At 60.4% G+C, this 15,806-nt stretch carries 19 protein-coding genes and 2 tRNA genes; 5 read left to right on the top strand and 16 right to left on the bottom strand.

Annotated elements, in window-relative coordinates; genetic code table 11:
• Positions 1-31 precede the first annotated feature (31 nt).
• Positions 32-673 carry a glutathione S-transferase family protein gene (locus MNR02_RS09340; RefSeq protein WP_241946619.1) on the top strand — a complete coding sequence of 214 codons (642 nt, stop codon included), beginning with the start codon at positions 32-34 and terminating at the stop codon, positions 671-673.
• An 8-nt stretch (positions 674-681) separates the two neighbouring features.
• Here MNR02_RS09340 and MNR02_RS09335 read toward each other — a convergent pair whose 3' ends face one another.
• Together MNR02_RS09335 and MNR02_RS09330 are read right to left on the bottom strand one after the other, a co-directional pair.
• Complete coding sequence (locus MNR02_RS09335) at positions 682-1,353, bottom strand: DsbA family oxidoreductase (RefSeq protein ID WP_241595882.1); 672 nt, start codon at positions 1,351-1,353, stop codon at positions 682-684.
• Positions 1,354-1,466: 113 nt separating this feature from the next.
• A complete protein-coding gene (locus MNR02_RS09330; RefSeq protein ID WP_241948848.1) occupies positions 1,467-3,272 on the bottom strand; it encodes an extracellular solute-binding protein in 1,806 nt (601 codons plus the stop codon).
• A gap of 284 nt (positions 3,273-3,556) precedes the next feature.
• On the opposite strand from MNR02_RS09330, the gene MNR02_RS09325 reads away from it, so the two are divergent.
• Positions 3,557-4,180 (top strand): invasion associated locus B family protein, encoded by a 624-nt coding sequence (locus tag MNR02_RS09325; protein ID WP_241595879.1) that lies wholly within the window; start codon positions 3,557-3,559, stop codon positions 4,178-4,180.
• Between the two features lie 197 nt (positions 4,181-4,377).
• Complete coding sequence (locus tag MNR02_RS09320; protein ID WP_241597719.1) at positions 4,378-5,085, top strand: FadR/GntR family transcriptional regulator; 708 nt, start codon at positions 4,378-4,380, stop codon at positions 5,083-5,085.
• Between the two features lie 60 nt (positions 5,086-5,145).
• On the opposite strand, the gene MNR02_RS09315 is transcribed toward MNR02_RS09320, so the two are convergent.
• The 7 genes from MNR02_RS09315 to MNR02_RS09285 form a co-directional block, all read right to left on the bottom strand.
• On the bottom strand, positions 5,146-5,493 hold the full coding sequence (locus MNR02_RS09315) for a hypothetical protein (protein WP_241946618.1): 348 nt from the start codon (positions 5,491-5,493) through the stop codon (positions 5,146-5,148).
• A 23-nt stretch (positions 5,494-5,516) separates the two neighbouring features.
• On the bottom strand, positions 5,517-5,777 hold the full coding sequence (locus MNR02_RS09310) for a hypothetical protein (protein WP_241946617.1): 261 nt from the start codon (positions 5,775-5,777) through the stop codon (positions 5,517-5,519).
• 87 nt (positions 5,778-5,864) lie between these two features.
• On the bottom strand, positions 5,865-6,389 hold the full coding sequence (locus MNR02_RS09305; RefSeq protein WP_241595871.1) for a DUF992 domain-containing protein: 525 nt from the start codon (positions 6,387-6,389) through the stop codon (positions 5,865-5,867).
• Between the two features lie 691 nt (positions 6,390-7,080).
• A tRNA-Ser gene (locus MNR02_RS09300) sits at positions 7,081-7,170 on the bottom strand.
• A gap of 126 nt (positions 7,171-7,296) precedes the next feature.
• A complete protein-coding gene (locus MNR02_RS09295; RefSeq protein WP_241946616.1) occupies positions 7,297-7,473 on the bottom strand; it encodes a hypothetical protein in 177 nt (58 codons plus the stop codon).
• Positions 7,474-7,480: 7 nt separating this feature from the next.
• Positions 7,481-7,678, bottom strand: coding sequence for a hypothetical protein (locus MNR02_RS09290; RefSeq protein ID WP_241946615.1), 198 nt, complete (start codon positions 7,676-7,678; stop codon positions 7,481-7,483).
• 29 nt (positions 7,679-7,707) lie between these two features.
• Positions 7,708-7,971, bottom strand: a complete 264-nt coding sequence (locus MNR02_RS09285) for a hypothetical protein (protein WP_241946614.1) — start codon at positions 7,969-7,971, stop codon at positions 7,708-7,710.
• Between the two features lie 170 nt (positions 7,972-8,141).
• Between MNR02_RS09285 and MNR02_RS09280 the strand changes: the two genes are divergently transcribed.
• Positions 8,142-8,666 (top strand): hypothetical protein, encoded by a 525-nt coding sequence (locus MNR02_RS09280; RefSeq protein ID WP_241946613.1) that lies wholly within the window; start codon positions 8,142-8,144, stop codon positions 8,664-8,666.
• 72 nt (positions 8,667-8,738) lie between these two features.
• On the opposite strand, the gene MNR02_RS09275 is transcribed toward MNR02_RS09280, so the two are convergent.
• The 7 genes from MNR02_RS09275 to phaC all read right to left on the bottom strand — a co-directional run bounded on the left by MNR02_RS09275 (position 8,739) and on the right by phaC (position 15,306).
• Positions 8,739-8,815, bottom strand: a tRNA-Arg gene (locus MNR02_RS09275).
• A gap of 9 nt (positions 8,816-8,824) precedes the next feature.
• Positions 8,825-9,130, bottom strand: a complete 306-nt coding sequence (locus MNR02_RS09270) for an ETC complex I subunit (protein ID WP_241595857.1) — start codon at positions 9,128-9,130, stop codon at positions 8,825-8,827.
• Between the two features lie 344 nt (positions 9,131-9,474).
• Entirely contained in the window at positions 9,475-10,881 is a 1,407-nt protein-coding gene (sthA, locus tag MNR02_RS09265) for a Si-specific NAD(P)(+) transhydrogenase (protein ID WP_241595854.1), read from the bottom strand.
• 136 nt (positions 10,882-11,017) lie between these two features.
• Complete coding sequence (gene radC / locus MNR02_RS09260; protein WP_241946612.1) at positions 11,018-11,848, bottom strand: DNA repair protein RadC; 831 nt, start codon at positions 11,846-11,848, stop codon at positions 11,018-11,020.
• An 8-nt stretch (positions 11,849-11,856) separates the two neighbouring features.
• Positions 11,857-12,684, bottom strand: a complete 828-nt coding sequence (gene map / locus MNR02_RS09255) for a type I methionyl aminopeptidase (protein ID WP_241946611.1) — start codon at positions 12,682-12,684, stop codon at positions 11,857-11,859.
• 30 nt (positions 12,685-12,714) lie between these two features.
• Positions 12,715-13,434 carry a DNA/RNA nuclease SfsA gene (gene sfsA / locus MNR02_RS09250; protein WP_241946610.1) on the bottom strand — a complete coding sequence of 240 codons (720 nt, stop codon included), beginning with the start codon at positions 13,432-13,434 and terminating at the stop codon, positions 12,715-12,717.
• Between the two features lie 15 nt (positions 13,435-13,449).
• Positions 13,450-15,306 carry a poly(3-hydroxyalkanoate) polymerase subunit PhaC gene (phaC, locus tag MNR02_RS09245; protein WP_241946609.1) on the bottom strand — a complete coding sequence of 619 codons (1,857 nt, stop codon included), beginning with the start codon at positions 15,304-15,306 and terminating at the stop codon, positions 13,450-13,452.
• A gap of 126 nt (positions 15,307-15,432) precedes the next feature.
• Here phaC and MNR02_RS09240 point away from each other — a divergent pair, with 126 nt between their 5' ends.
• A complete protein-coding gene (locus MNR02_RS09240) occupies positions 15,433-15,771 on the top strand; it encodes a hypothetical protein (RefSeq protein WP_241595838.1) in 339 nt (112 codons plus the stop codon).
• The last annotated feature ends 35 nt before the right edge of the window (positions 15,772-15,806 follow it).

The raw sequence follows: 15,806 nt of genomic DNA, 5'->3' as shown, positions 1-15,806 counted from the left end.
CAAACAGGATCAAACGGTCGCGGAGGGCGTGATGTCCGATATCGGCAAGAGGGTCGTCGTGTACGGCGCTAGCTACAGCGTGTATGTGCGGATCGTGCGCATCGTGCTGGCCGAGAAGGGCGTCGCCTATGATCTCGTGCCGGTCGATGTCTTCGCGCAGGAAGGTCTGCCGGCGGGTTACATTGTCCGCCACCCCTTCGGCCGCATCCCTGCCTTTGCGCATGGCAGTTTCGATCTCTACGAGACCACCGCCATCACTCGCTATATCGATGAGAGCTTCGACGGACCTGTGCTTCAGCCGCAAGCACCCCGCGAACGTGCTCGCATGAACCAGATCGTCGCCATGCTGGACAACTATGCCTACGGGCCGATGGTCTGGGACGTCTATGTGCAGCGCGTGGAGCCGCCGGAAGGTCAGCGCCCTGATGAGGCAAGAATCGCCGACGGGCTGGAGAAAGCCCGTCGCGTTCTTACCGCGCTATCAGATCTCGTCGGAGACCGGCCCTGGCTCGCCAGCGAAACGCCCTCTCTCGCCGATTTCCACGCCGCACCGATCTTCGATCTGTTTCAACGGGCCCCGGACGGGGCTGCGATGCTGGCTCAATTCCCCAGCCTGTTCGCCTGGTGGGAAACGATCAGCGCCCGACCGTCCGTGGTTGCTGCGCTGACATAGCCTGGATTTCAGTTCTTCCCAATGCGCTCCTGCGCCTTCATGGCTGCGATTTCGCGGAAGGCATTGGTCAGTACATCGACGGACTGCGCGCCCATGACGGCATATTTATTGTCGATGATGAAGCAGGGCACGCCGGAGACGCCCATGTCACGCGCCATGCCGATCTCCTCAGTGACGGAATCGACGTCGGCGCCGGCGGAAAACAGGGCTTTCACCACGGCGCGGTCCATCCCCGCTGCTTCCGCCACGTCGAGCAGAACGGCCCGGTCACCGACATTACGGCCTTCCTCGAAATAGGCCTTGAAGAGGCCGAGAGCCGCGCGGTTCTGTACCTCCGGCCCCTCGATCATCGCCCAGCGCAGAAGGCGGTGCGCATCAAGCGTGTTCGGGCTGATCTTCACGGCCGGAAAATCGAAGGCGATGCCGTCCTGCCGGCCAAGCTCGGTCAAGGTATCATGCGCCCGTTCCACTGCATCGGTGCCGCCGAGTTTTTCCGCAAGATGCGCCTTGTGATCGACGCCTTCCGGCGGCAGGTCAGGATTGAGCTGATAGGGGCGGAACGTCACCGCGACACCAAGCTCGTCCCTGACATTCTCGATTGCCTGGTCGAGCCGCTTCTTGCCGAGATAGCACCACGGGCACACGACATCCGAAACGACATCGATTGTAATGGCTTCCATCCGGTTTTCCTTTCGAGACGCAGTAACGATCCGGTCATGCGCCGAGATAGGCTCGTGCGCCGCTTGTTTCAACAGGTTACCTTGAGGGAACCCTAATTCTGGGGATCACCCCTTTACTGTGCGCGTGCGTCCCACCATACGGGGAACTGGAAACCGTAGAGCGGGGTCTTTTCCGGACGCTGGATGCGTTTGGCATGCGCCACCCACTGTTCGCCGAGATGGTAGAGCGGCACGACATAGTAGCCCGAAAGCAGCATCCTGTCGTGCAGGCGCACGGCCGATCGGAAATCCTCGGCGGAACGAGCGTTCAGCATCGCATCGATGAAGCGGTCGACATCCAGATCGGCCACGCCCGCAAAGTTCGAGCTTCCGGGAAAGTCACTCGTCGTTGAACTCCAGTAGCTGATTTGGTCACGCCCGGGCGAAAGCGAGGAGGGGAAGGACTTGATGATGACGTCATAGTCAAAGGTCTGGCTGCGGCTCTGATACTGCGAATCATCCACCGTTCGGATACCGGCCTTCACGCCGAGCGCCGCAAGAAAACGCTGGTAGGCGAGTGCGAGCTTCTCCTGATCGGCGTTCTGCGTCATGATTTCGAAGGTGAGCGGCGTCCCGTTCGCGTCGACCATCTGGCCGCCCTTGATGGCGTAGCCGGCCTCGATGAACGAATCCATCGCCAGACGCAGCACCTTGCGGTCCCGCCCCGAGCCATCCGTGGTCGGCAGGAGATGCGTGCCGGCAAGGATATCCGGTTCTATCTTCTCGAGCGCCGCTCCCGCCACCGCCCGCTCACGGTCATCGGCGGGCACGCCCATCGAGCTGAGATCGGAATTCTGCCAGAAGCTCTGCGTGCGCTTGTAAGCGTTCTCGAAAAGGCTGCGATTCACCCATTCGAAATCGAAGACCAGTGTCAGGGCCTTGCGCAATTCCTTATTCTGGAAGACGGGTCGGCGCGTATTGAAAACGAAGCCGAACATGCCGGATGGCGTCTTCGGGCTCACCGCGTCCTTTACAATGTCACCGGATGCGATGGCGGGAAAATTGTAGTTGCGCACCCATTTCGTCGGGCTCCCCTCCTGGTAGAGGTCGATTTCGCCCTTCTTGAAGGCCTCGAACAGAGAATTGTCCTGCAGGAAGTATTCAACCGAAATCTCGTCGTAATTGTCGAAACCCACTTTGGACGGGAGATCCTTGGCCCAATAGTCGGGATTGCGCTCGTACACGATCCTCTCGCCGGGCCTGACCGCCTTCACCTTGTAGGGACCGGAGCCAACCGGAAGCGAAAGCGATGTGCGGTCGAAGGTCTCGACGTCGATGGCATGCTTCGGCAGGATTGGCGAATAGCCGGCGATCAGCAGCGGCGTCTCGCGGTCGGCCTTGTCGTTGAAGGTGAAGCGCACGCTGTTTTCACCGACCTTCTCCATTTTCTCGACGCCGTCGAGCCGGCGGTTGAAGGGCGTGCGGCCCTTGTCGCGGAGCAGTTCGAAGCTGAAGATCACGTCGTCGGCGGTCACCTTCTCGCCATCCGCCCAATGCGCCTTTGGGTTGAGGTTGAACTGGATGAAGGTCCGATCGTCATCCATCACGACGGTTTCGGCGAGCAGGCCATACATGGTGAAGGCTTCGTCGCGAGAGCGCTGCATGAGCGATTCGTAGACGAGGTTGCCGAATTCGGGATCCCACATGCCGCGCGCCGTCGTGCGCATGCTCTTCAGAATGAACGGATTGAGATTGTCGAAAGTGCCGACGACGCCATAGGCGATGCGCCCGCCTTTCTTGACGGCCGGATTGACGTAAGGAAAGTGCGTATAGTCCGCCGGCAGGGCAGGCTCGCCATGCATCGCGATGCCGTGCACGGGCGCGGCCTCCACCGAAGCGGCGGCAAGGCCGATCGTGCAGGCGGCGAGGGCGGTTAGGATCAGGCGCACGTGTGACTCCCGTGACTTCAGGATGATTCTCCCTATTATACTGCCTGCATGCGCGGCAGCAGCATGGCGGCGGTGGGAAATGGCGTGTGCGCCGGATTTTCGCAAGGAAAGACTGGATATCCGGCGCGACGCGATGTAACAGGGTTCACCGAAGCGGGTCATGCAAATGCCTCATTTCGCCGACAGGAGAGCGCACGGCTGACCGAATGCCCGAGAGGGGCTTGCGGGAGGAGCGCAGTCGCTCCGGCACCGGATTTTCAGGAGACCGAAATCGTATGATCTTCACATCGAATCTCATCAAGCGGACCGTCCTTTCTGCCTTCGCCGCGTCCGTTGCGATGGCTGCTGCTCCGTCCGCGTCGCAGGCTCAGCAGGCCGCCCCGCCGAAGGGCTGGTTCAAGGTCTGCACCAAGCAGGAAGACAATGACGTATGCATCGTACAGAACCTGCTGACCGCCAGCAGCGGCCAGCTCATCACGGCTGTCGGCCTCATCACCGTTGCAGGTAAGGCCAACCGCAAGATCATGCAGGTCTCGGTTCCGAGCGCGCGTCTGATCCCGGTCGGCGTTCAGATGCAGATCGATGGCGGCAAGGCCCAGAAGCTCGACTATGCGATCTGCATGCCCGACAAGTGCGTTGCAGAAGTCCCGCTCACCGATCAGGTTCTGGCCAGCCTCAAGAAGGGCGGCGAACTCGTTCTGACCTCGGTCAACTTCCAGCGCGCGCCGAACCCGATCAAGATCTCGCTTGAAGGCTTCACGGGCGTGTTCGACGGCGAGCCGATCGAACAATCCCAGCTCGAAGAGCGTCAGCGCCTGCTGCAGGAAGAAATGCAGAAGAAGGCCGAGGAAGCCCGCAAGAAGCTGGAAGATGCCCAGAAGGCTGCCAAGAGCCAGTAAGCCTCCGGCACCAGCATATCCCATTCAGAAAACCCGGCGTCTCGCCGGGTTTTTTGTTGATGCTGCGGGTGCGCGATCAGGCTTTGCGGAATCGGTGCGGCGTTCTATACCAGCGGGATGTTTCGCAGCGGATGACGTGTGCGAGACGGAGGAGGGGACATTTGCAAAAGGGTTTGCTTGAAGCCGCCATATCGGGGATGAACACGCGCACCAGCCATGCGCAGGTCGTCAACGAACTCGGGCGGGCCATCATTGCCGGCGAGTATCCGGTCGGCAGCACCCTTCCGGGCGACGTGGAGCTGGCCGCGCGCTTCAAGGTTTCGCGAACAGTGCTGCGTGAAGCGATGAAGACGTTGGCCGCAAAGGGCCTTGTCGTGCCGCGCGCGAGGATCGGTACACGCGTGACGCCGAATACCCAGTGGAATCTTTTCGATGGCGATATCCTCACCTGGTATTTCGCCGTGGGCATCGATGAGGAGTTTCTGACCCACCTCTCAGAGGTACGTCTTGGTTTCGAGCCTCACGCAGCGGCCCTTGCGGCGCGTAACGCCACGGAGGCCGATATCAGCCAGATGATGCGGCTTGCCGTCGCCATGGGCGACCCGGAGCATACCGCTGGCTCTATGGCTATGGCGGACCTGAAATTTCATCTGTCTGTACTGGAAGCGTCGGGTAATCCGTTCCTGCGCACGCTGGGCAGCCTTATTGAAGCCGGCCTCGTCGGCGCCTTCACGCTCAGCTCGCCGGCGGAAGATCGCAGCAAGATCAACGATGTCGCTGCCAACCACATCCGTATTGTCGAGGAGATCCACAGGCGGGACGAGGAGGGCGCACGCAGCGCCATGGAGAATGTCATTCGCCTCGGTCGCGAGCGGGTCGTTCAGGCCCTGCGCGACGTGACTTGACCTGACCGAGCCGGCACTGGGCCTCGCACCCGAAGCGCGAGCCTCATTTACGAAGTTTGATCAGTCGTCGTTGCTGGCATTGAGTTCCTCGGGCCGCTTGCCTTCGTCCGTGTTGCGGCTCGTCAGCTGCGCAGCGCCCATGGACTGGTACAGATTGAACAACGCTTCACTCGCGCGCGCGGCCAGGCGGAACCATTCCGGATTTCCCGCAATGGCGGGATGATGCAACAGCTGTTCGTCCACGAGATCAAGCACGATAGAGGTGGTGTGTACCGCCTCATGAAAACCGAAGGAACCCGGTTGGTAATGGGCCATCAGTTCGGACCCCGTAAGACTACGTTCGGAAGCGAGAATATCGAGCTGCTTCAGGCGCTCGTCTTCCAGTTCGATGTCCGAGCTTTCCAGCATGGCATTCTCCCGTTGTCCGTCCATTAGAATACCTCGACGCGTACATAACGCCGCACGATCGACAGCGATCGGTCTGGTTCGATTCGATACGTCTCGAACACCTCGCGGCCACGACGGTCGATGAATTGATGTTCGAACGTGCTGCCAACAGGGGCCTTGGTGAGCTTGGTGCGCGGCTGTGCATGGTAGGTGATGCTTCCCGGGATCGGTTCCAGCGGCATACCGCCAGTCGTGCAACCGGCCAGAACCAGAATAGCAAGCAGGGGAAGGGCAAAACGCTTCATGACAGCACCTCTAGTGCTTCATTCTAACAGATGGCGCGAAGGAAGAAACGGGCAACCGGTGTTGCCCGTTTCTATCGTAAGGTTTTATCAGCCCTGCGGCGTCAAAGTGACGGAGGTGCCGGTCGCGGCGAGGTTGAGACCAAGCTGGCCACTTACGCTGATCGTCTGCAGTTGGATCGAGCCCGACGTTCCTCCAACGAGGATATTTGTGCCGATACCCACGCCAACCGTCGCCTCAGCCGTTGCGCCCTGATACAGGCCACCGAGCGAACCCTGATGGTAGCCGGCCGTCGGCGCGAAAACCGCCCAGATGATTCGGCCCTGGGTGGTGAAGCCAAGATCGACGCCCATCTTGCGGATCACGCCGGAATAAACGTCCTGTTCGCCGTTGCTCGCGCTGAAAACGCAATCGACGCTCTTCGCAGACCCGATCACGTAGCCGACACCGCCGCCGACATCGCAGGTCAGCATGCCGATCTTCACGCCGTCACGCGCGCCACGATCGACGTAGACCGGCGCGTTGTCGCGGCCGACCATGTCGGCTGCACCAGCGCTGGTCGCGATGGCCTGCGCCAGCGTCAATGCGAGAACCGTTCCAAGCTTCTTGTTCATTTGTGCACTCCTTCTATCTGGCACGATAATGGCGAGCCCGGCGCATTGGTTCCCGGTCGCATCGCATCTCATGGCGAAGATCATGGCGGAGTGTGGGCGCGCGGCCTTCCGCACACAGGAAGCGGCGTGGCATGTCACGCATTCACTTGTTTCGATCGGGTCAGACGGGAAAAACAAAAAAGGCCGGGGCGAAATAGCACCGACCTTCCTCATCATCGCCTGTTTCGCCAGTGCCAGTACATCCGTGGTCAAAAGCATCAGGCGATGGCGGCATTGCGAGCGGCAGAAGCTTTCCAGCGCTCATCAGCAATGCCGATGGAAGAGATATAGGAGGCTATTGTGGCCAAAACAAGGGGTCGCCGCCAGTTCGATCCTGCCGAAGATCGGAGTGCCGAGTTCTGGTGAGAATGCTCATTGAACACAGGGAGTGCTGCGCCCGACGAGGATGAGCACGACGACTACGCTATAGCGGTCTACCGCCGCACAAGGCGACAATCCGAACCAGATATTGCATCGCGATTCGCGGTGCGCCCCATGCACAGCGCTGACCCAGCAGCGCCTACGAGCTGGGCGATGCCAGCCCACGACAGCCCGACTGCTCCAGCGGTTTGAATCGGCGCGACGTACGAAAATTGGGAGGGGCGCATAGCTATGGCCAAAGAGTATCGCTTTATAGCGCAGAATCGGCTTGTGGCGGATGGGGTGGGATTCGAACCCACGGTACGGTCTCCCGCACGCCGGTTTTCAAGACCGGTGCCTTAAACCGCTCGGCCACCCATCCGTGCCCCGGGACGTGTCCCGTTCAAGCGATGCGGCTTTGTAGCAGCTTTGCCCAGCCCGTCAACGGGAGGTGGATGCGTACGCCGCAGCCAGCGCGGCATTCACGAAAAAATACGTTTGTATCACTTCAGTTTGCTGCGGTGAAAATCCCGTAGAGCACTGTGAAAGTGTAGAGCGCAAAGGCTGCGACGCCGATGCCGCAGATCACCATGACGGCACCTCGGCCTATCTGCAGTTTGCGCTTCTTTTCCCTCGGCGAATCCGCTGACGGTGCAAGGCCAACAGGGGTCTCATTCTTTTCCATGTTGTCCTCACTCGGATTGATTGATTGCGTTCGGCGAAGGCTGGCGCTCCGCTGCGCCGGGCATCCAGAACACAATGTAGGACCCTGCAAGAAGCAAGGCGATCCCGGAGAGGATGATGACGAACCGGTACATCCCGGCCTTGGCTTTGCGTTCGGTGTCTTTCATGCGAGCCGAACGGCCAAGATTCACGAATGTTCCAGCCATCAAGTCTGAGCGTCCCGCGGTTTTCTGCGCTACCGCAGGATTTCACCCCATGAGGGATTCCATTTCACGCCCTCGACAAGCTCGACATATATCGGCGCTTCGCCCTCGCTGTGAGATTCGGCGACCTGGAATGCCTTGGCCGGCTCCATCTCTTCGCCTGGGAATATTGTATCGTTCTCGGCGGGATCGGCGATCTTGCGCACATAACCTCTGATCTTGTCGCCCGACGTGTAGAGCTTGACGACGATCGCGTCGGGAACGGATGTGTTCGGGTCGAAAGTTTTGTAATTCATCTGTGTTCTCCCTTTTTCGGGAAATACGCTGATGTCGGAGAAGTTCCCGCCAGGTCAGCCAGCAGAAAATAGGGGCATTCACGGTTATGTCAGTCAAAGTGAGCCTGATTGGCGAAACCAATCCGTCGGCCCTTGATTTGATCCAGGTGACTGGATGAAAGGAGACCGATGTGAGCAATTCTCGACAGCTGGAAGCGCGTTTTCTCGACAACAGCGAGAAGCAACTGGTGGACTCGTCGCATCACCCCGATGTCGGCGATCTGTCCGACCGGGAACTGGCGGATCTGAGGCGAAATCTTCGCGAAAGACGCAACCGTGCCCGGGACATTGCAAATCGCCAGCGGCGTGAAATACGCGGCAAGGGCGCACCCAGAGGCGAGTCCCGTGTCTCAGAAGATGCCGGCAGCCGCGAAAAGCTGAGCGTGCTGTCTTCGGCCCTTCAGCGCGTCAACAATGAGACGTCGCGTCGAGAGCGCTTTTGCTCGCGGCAGGCATTGAAGAACAATGCGGAGCGCGCACTGGAAATGCGTCGCGCGGCCAGCCGACCGAGGCGTCCAAAGTCACGTCGTGCCGATAAGGGTATGCACGCAGTGCCAAACGAGCGCGCCCCCGATCTGGTGAACCGGATGGAGGTCGGTCGTGTATCGCAGTTTGTGAAGGACAGCCAGGCTCGGAAAGATAATCGTCAGGGCTGAGCCTGGCCGTTGAGTCAAAAAAACGCCCGTCACAGTTTTCTGCCGTGCGGGCGTCTTGGCACACAATATAAATGGCGACCCCTGCAGGGCTCGAACCTGCGACATTCTGCTTAGAAGGCAGATGCTCTATCCAGCTGAGCTAAGGGGCCGTCGGGACCTCAATGGGTCCAAGGCTGCATGCGGTTGAAGCGGAAATTGTCCGGATAGGCCACGCGCTTGCGCGTCGCTTCCTTCGGCTCGATCACGCGGTATTCGATGCCGTTGCGCTCGGCATACGCGACCGCTTCCTCGCTGGTTTCGAAGGTCAGCTTGACCTGCTGGTACATGTCGCCGGAACTCGTATACCCCATAATGGGGTCGATCGTCCGCGGCTTCTCGGCATCGAATTCCAGAACCCAGAGGTTGGTCTTGGCCTTGCCCGACTGCATCGCGGTCTTGGCGGGACGATAGATCTTTGCGGTCATCGACGTGGCTCCAGAATTCGCGCATCGCGGCGCGACGATCCGCCGGCGAGCATGAGGAAATGCATAATCCGGTTTGCTTGAGGGAACAATGACCGGAACAACAGACTGCGCCTAAAGGCGAACCGCAGACAGGCCGAGCGGAACGATTCGAAACCGAACATGTCGTTTGTTTTCCACGACAATCTCCTCTCGATCCCATGCCCGCGCGGTTGCCATTCAGGCGCAATTTGCAAGCGTTGATATAGCCGCGAATATATGGGCTGACAACCTCGTCGATACCCAATCTTCAGCGCAATTCCGGGCGATTCGTGACGGCATCCGCCCGGTGTTTCGATGCAAGGGCGTCAGCCTGCCTGCGACAGGTCCCCCATGCGGTTCCATGCATCCAGGCCGGCGATCTTGTAGGCTTCGGCGAGCGTGGGGTAATTGAAGGTGTTCTCGACGAAATACTCGACGGTGCCCTTCAGGTTCAGCACGGCCTGGCCGATATGAACCAGTTCGGTCGCCCCTTCGCCGACAATGTGCACGCCGAGAAGGCGGCGGGTCTTCAGGGAGAAGATCATTTTCAGCAGGCCGGAGTTGAGGCCCATGATGTGGCCGCGCGAGGTCTCGCGGAAGCGCGCCATGCCGCATTCATAGGGAATACCGCGCTCCTTCACCTCTTCCTCGGTCAGTCCGCAGGTGGAGATTTCCGGCACGGCATAGATGCCGTAGGGGAAGTATTTCGGTGGTTCCTTCGCGATGGCCCCGACGGCGACGCGGGCGGCGATGCGGCCCTGCTCCATCGAGGTCGAGGCAAGTGCGGGAAAGCCAACCACGTCGCCGGCGGCGTAGATGTGCGGCACGTCGGTCTGGAAGGTTTCCGGGTTGACGCTGAGGCGGCCGCGCGAGTCGGCTGTGAGACCGGCAGCGGCGAGGTTCAGGCTATCTGTGGCGCCGACGCGGCCGGCGGCATAAAGCACCATGTCGCAGGTGACATGGCGCCCGTTGTCCAGCGTGATCTCGCACTTGCCGTTGGACAGCTTCTCAACCTTCTCGGCCTTCTGGCCAAGGATCAGCTTCATGTTGCGGTCACGCAGATCATGGACGAACTCCTCGATGATCTCCTTGTCGATGAAATCGAGGATGGTCGCCTTGGGATCGATGACAGTGACCTGCGTGTCGAGCGCAGAAAAGATCGTGGCATATTCGATGCCGATGACGCCCGCACCGATCACGGCCATCGAGCGCGGCAGTTCCTGGATGTCGAGCAGTTCATCGCTGTCGAGCACACTCACGCCGTCAAACGGAATGCTTTCCGGGCGGTAGGGCTTCGTGCCGACGGCCAGCATGATGCTTTTCGCCTGGACATGGATGGTCTCGCCGTCATCCTTGGCGATCTCCATCGTATCCGGTGTCACGAACGTCGCCTTGCCGCGAATGTGCTGCACGCGGTTGCGGGCGAACTGGTGCTCCAGAACCTCCACCTCGTGATCGAGCGTGATGAGCAGGCGGCGGCGCAGGTCGTCCGCACTGATCTCCTGCTTTACGCGATAGGCGCGGCCGTAAAAGCCGCGCTCGCGCCAACCCGAGAGGTTCAGTGCGGTCTCACGAAGGGTTTTGGAGGGGATGGTGCCGGTGTGCACGGAAACGCCGCCGACGCGTTTGCCCTGTTCGATGACGAGAACCTTTCGTCCGAGCTTGGCTGCCTGGATGGCGCCACGGCGGCCTGCCGGCCCGCTGCCCACGACGACGAGATCGAATTCCTGCATGAAAGATAGCCCCAGTCCTGTGCGGGAAGAATCATATTGCATTGCAGCAATTCTCTTCGCCTAGTCAGTTTCGTCAACCGAATGTGGCAGCAAACCGTTTCAATCGGATGAAAGCTTGATTATCCGATTTCGGAATTCATATAAGTCTCAAGCCCTTGAGACTGACATGTCCATCCTTGCCGATGATGATGTGATCATGCACCGTGATACCAAGCGGTCGGGCCGTTTCCACAATCGTCTTCGTCATGTCAATGTCCGCTCGCGAGGGTGTCGGGTCGCCCGAAGGATGATTGTGCACAAGGATAATGGCTGTAGCCGAGAGTTCGAGCGCGCGGCGCACCACCTCGCGCGGATAAACCGGGGTGTGATCCACAGTGCCGCGGCCCTGCACCTCGTCGGCGATCAGCGTGTTGCGCTTGTCCAGGAAGAGGATCCGAAATTGTTCGCGCGGCTCATGCGCCATGGCGGCATGGCAGTACTGGATGACCGAGGACCAGGAGGCGAGCACCGTCTTGTCGCGGATCTCGCTCTTCAGCGTGCGCTGGGCAACGGCGGCGATGAGCTTGATATCGAGCGCGACCGTTTCTCCGATGCCGCTGACTTCCTGGAGCAGGGCGGGCGTCGCGCCGAAGACGCCGGAAAGAGTACCGAACCTGCTGAGCAGCGCTTTGGCAACCGGTTTGGTGTCGCGGCGGGGAATGAGGCGAAAGAGGAGGAGTTCGAGGATTTCGTAGTCGGCGAGCGCGGTGTCGCCGCTTTCACGAAAACGAAGACGCAGACGGTCACGGTGCCCGTGGTAGTGCTTCTCTTCAGGTTCGGCCGTGGCAGCGGGCACTGCGGTCCGCGCCGGTCGCTCCGAAAAATATCCTCGCTCGTCAGTGTCGTCGAAAAGATCGCCGGCAGGGCACGCTTTGTCCTCCTTGCTGGCGGAGGGGGGCTGGTCGATACGGCCGCGCGATCCCTTCATGGCGATCCTTAAGTGGGCAGACCCGGGCGGTCGAGGCCGCCGGGCGACAGTGTAAATATCTCGCATCCGTCAGCGGTGACACCGACAGTATGCTCGTACTGTGCCGACAGCGAGCGGTCGCGCGTCACGGCGGTCCAGCCGTCGGAGAGCACCTTCACATGCGGGCGGCCAAGGTTGATCATCGGTTCGATCGTAAAGATCATGCCTTCGCGAATTTCCGGACCTTCGTTCGCCCGCCCGTAATGCAGGATGTTCGGCGCGTCGTGAAACAGCCGGCCGACGCCATGGCCGCAGAAATCCCGCACGACCGAGCAGCGCTCGGCCTCGGCGTGAGCCTGGATCGCTTCGCCGATCGCGCCTGTGCGGGCGCCCGGCTTCACGGCGGCGATGCCGCGCATCAGGCATTCGTGGGTGACTTCGAGCAGCCGCTCGGCCGCCCGCTTGATCTCGCCGACGGGATACATGCGGCTGGAATCGCCGTGCCAGCCATCGAGAATGTAGGTGACGTCGATGTTCACCACATCGCCTTCGCGCATCGGCTTGTCGTTGGGAATGCCGTGGCAGACCACGTGGTTGATCGAGGTGCAGGTCGATTTCGTATAGCCGCGATAATTGAGCGTGGCAGGCAGCGCTCCATTGTCCATGCCGAACTCGAAGACGAAGCGGTCGATCACGTCGGTCGCGACGCCGGGCTTCACCAGCGGATAGAGTTCGTCGAGGCAGCGCGCCGTCAACTGACAGGCCATGCGCATGCCCTCGAAGGCCTCCGCATCGTAAAGACGGATGACGCCCGTGTTCTTCAACGGCGCCGCCGACGCTTCAATATAAGTCACCATGGTGCAGCTTTCTTCATTCTCCAGCGACCGTCATAAAACAGCGGCACCGGGTTCGTCCATGGTGATCGATGCCACAGGCCGGATTTGCGAGGGTGTAACCGCACATTTGACCGCATAGGCCTCCACGCCACGGGACATGGCACGCTGGAAACCGGTCGCGTAGAAGGGGTCGAGGTCGGCGCAGATGCGAAAGCGGTCGCAATCCTCGCGCTGAACGAGATAGAGCATGATCGCGCGAAAGCCGGCTTCGGCCATGTCCCCAAGCTCTTCCAGATGCTTCGCGCCACGCGTCGTCACCGTATCGGGAAATTCGGCAAGCCCCGCAGCACGGCGGAAATGCACGTTCTTGACTTCGACATAGGCTGGCGACCGCGTGTCGCCCGACAGCAGGATATCGATGCGCGAGTTGCGGCCGTACTTCTTCTCTCGTTCGATCAGCGGATAGGTGGCGAGGTCGGAAACGAGACCGGCATGGATCGCCTCTTCCGCAAGACGGTTCGGCAGGCCGGTATTGATGCCCACGACGGTGTCATCCGCCTCCACCAGTTCCAACCGGTGGCGATGTTTTCGCGTCGGACTGTCGCTTGTCGACATCCATATACGCGATCCCGGCGCGGTGAGGCCGCGCATCGAGCCGGTATTCGGGCAAGAGCCGGTGATCGCCGACCCGTCATCGAGGATGGCGTCGAACAGGAAGCGTTTGTAACGCTGCACGAGGGTGCCGGGGATGAGCGGCGGATCGAATTTCATTGCTGGATGAGTTCGTCAGGCACGCACACGCACATAGGAGCCGGGCGCTTCCTCGATGGAGTTCATGCTGCCGCCTGTCTTGCGGGCCGGTACCATGCGGTCGTCCTCGTCTTTGATCCATGCATCCCAGTGTGTCCACCACGAGCCGGGGGTTTCCTTCGCCTTCTTGACCCAGGTATCGAAGTCGCCTTTTGCCGGTCCGCCCGTCCAGTACTGATACTTGTTCTTGTCGGGCGGGTTGACGACGCCGGCGATGTGGCCGGAGCCTGCCATGACATAGGTTACCTTGCCGCCGAACAACTGGCTGCCGACGAAAACCGATTTCGCTGGCGCGATGTGGTCTTCCTTCGTGGCGAGATTATAGATCGGGATCTTTACGTCCTTCAGCGAAAGCGCCTTGCCGGCAAGCACCATCTCGCCCTTGCTCAGCGTATTGTTGAGATAGCAATTTCGAAGATAAAACGAGTGGTTGGCGGCAGGCATTCGTGTGGAATCTGAATTCCAGTACAGCAGGTCGAAGGGCATGGGATCCTGGCCCTTCAGGTAGTTGTTCACAAAATAGGGCCAGATCAGTTCGGAGGCGCGCAACATGTTGAAGGCCGTCGCCATCTTGGAGCCTTCGAGATAGCCCGTGGCCTGCATGCCGCGCTCGATGAGGTCGATCTGCTCTTCGTCCGCGAAGACCTTGAGGTCACCGGCGTAGGTGAAGTCGACCTGCGTGGTGAACAGCGTCGCACTGCGGATGCGCTTGTCGCCCTCCTTGGCATGCAGCGCCAGCGTCGCCGCCAGCAACGTGCCGCCCACGCAATAGCCGATGGCGTTGACCTCATCTTCGCCGGTGGCCTGCTTGATCGTATCGAGCGCGAAGCCGATGCCCTCGCGGGCATAGGCCTCCCAATCCTTGCCGGCATGCCGTTCGTCCGGGTTCACCCACGAAATAACGAAAACCGTATGGCCCTGGTCGACCGCCCATTTGATGAAGGATTTCGCGGGATTAAGGTCGAGAATGTAAAACTTGTTGATCCACGGCGGGCAGATGAGGAGAGGGCGCTTCAGGACCTCCTTCGTCGATGCGTCGTACTGGATGACCTGACAGACGTCGCTCTGCGCCAGAACCTTGCCTGGCGTCAGCGCCATGTTCTCGCCAATGGCGAACTTGCTGGTATCGGTCTGGCGCATCTTCAGGTCGCCGCGACCCGCCGCTATGTCTTCCGCGAGCATCTTCATGCCGCGCACGAGGTTCGCGCCGCTCGAGGCGACGGTTTCACGATAGAGTTGCGGATTGGTGGTCACGAAATTCGAGGGCGAAACGGCGCTCGCGATCTGCTTCACGTAGAAGGCCGCCTTGTGACGCGTGTGCTCGTCCAGGCCCTCGGCGTCGGTCACGAGTTTCTCCGCCCAGTCCGATGTCACGAAATAGGCCTGCCGCAGGAAGTCGAAGAAGGGGTTCTTCACCCAATCCTCGTCGGCGAAACGTTTGTCCTTGGCGTGGAGATCGGGCCCGGCCGCGGCATCTTCCCCGCCCATCCGGCTGAGCGTGCGCGACCAGATGTTAAAGTAGCTGCCCAGCAGCATGGTCTGCGCTTCCAGCGTCCGGCGCGGGTCGGCCATCCAGTATTCGGAGACCTTTGAGAGGGTCTTGACCATGTCGACCATCGGTTCGGAGACGGTATCGACCTTCGCACCGCTTTCGCGCGGTGCAAGCCAGGCGGAGGCGGCCTTGCCGAGTTGCTCGACCATGCGGGCGAGATTGACCGTCAGCGCCTCGGGGTCCTTGAGGACATAAGGTTCGATCGTTGCGGGATCGAAAGGCTGAAAACCGGGCTTTTCGCCGGCGGCATCGCGTTCACCCGCTTTGCTGTCCTGCGCCATGCTTTCCTCCCGGTTTTATTGTGTCGTTTTGCATTTTTACATTCTCTGCGAAACAGATTACAAGGGCCTGACAGCCTTTCGCGGCACGATACGGAACCCGTCGTTTCGACAGGAGCATACAGCCATATGGCGTTCGAATTCAGGCGCTTGAGCGTCGTCCTTCTCATGGCCGCCCTTCCGGTGGCTTTTGGCTCCTGCAGCTCGACAGCGCGGGATCCCTCGGTCAATGCCGGTGCCAACCGCGCGGACGTCTATCCGGACATCACGGCCATCGTCAGCGCCGAGACGCAGCAGATGACCGACGAGGAGGCCGCCACGAACAGCGAGAGCCTGACGGCGCTTGCGAAACGGCGCAGCGCCGGCCAGATTTCTGATGCCGAATACCGTCGCCAGCTCGCCGAGCTGCAGGCACTGCGCGACAACCACGGCAAGGCAACGCTGTCCGAGATCGAAGGCACGAATTAACGCTTGCGTTTCTTGCCGTTTGGCAGCAAAGCGAA

The organism is Shinella sp. H4-D48 (genome assembly GCF_022637395.1).
GTDB lineage: Bacteria > Pseudomonadota > Alphaproteobacteria > Rhizobiales > Rhizobiaceae > Shinella > Shinella sedimenti.
Note: the sequence above shows the minus strand (reverse complement) of the source record. Positions and strands in the feature narration are given on the sequence as shown.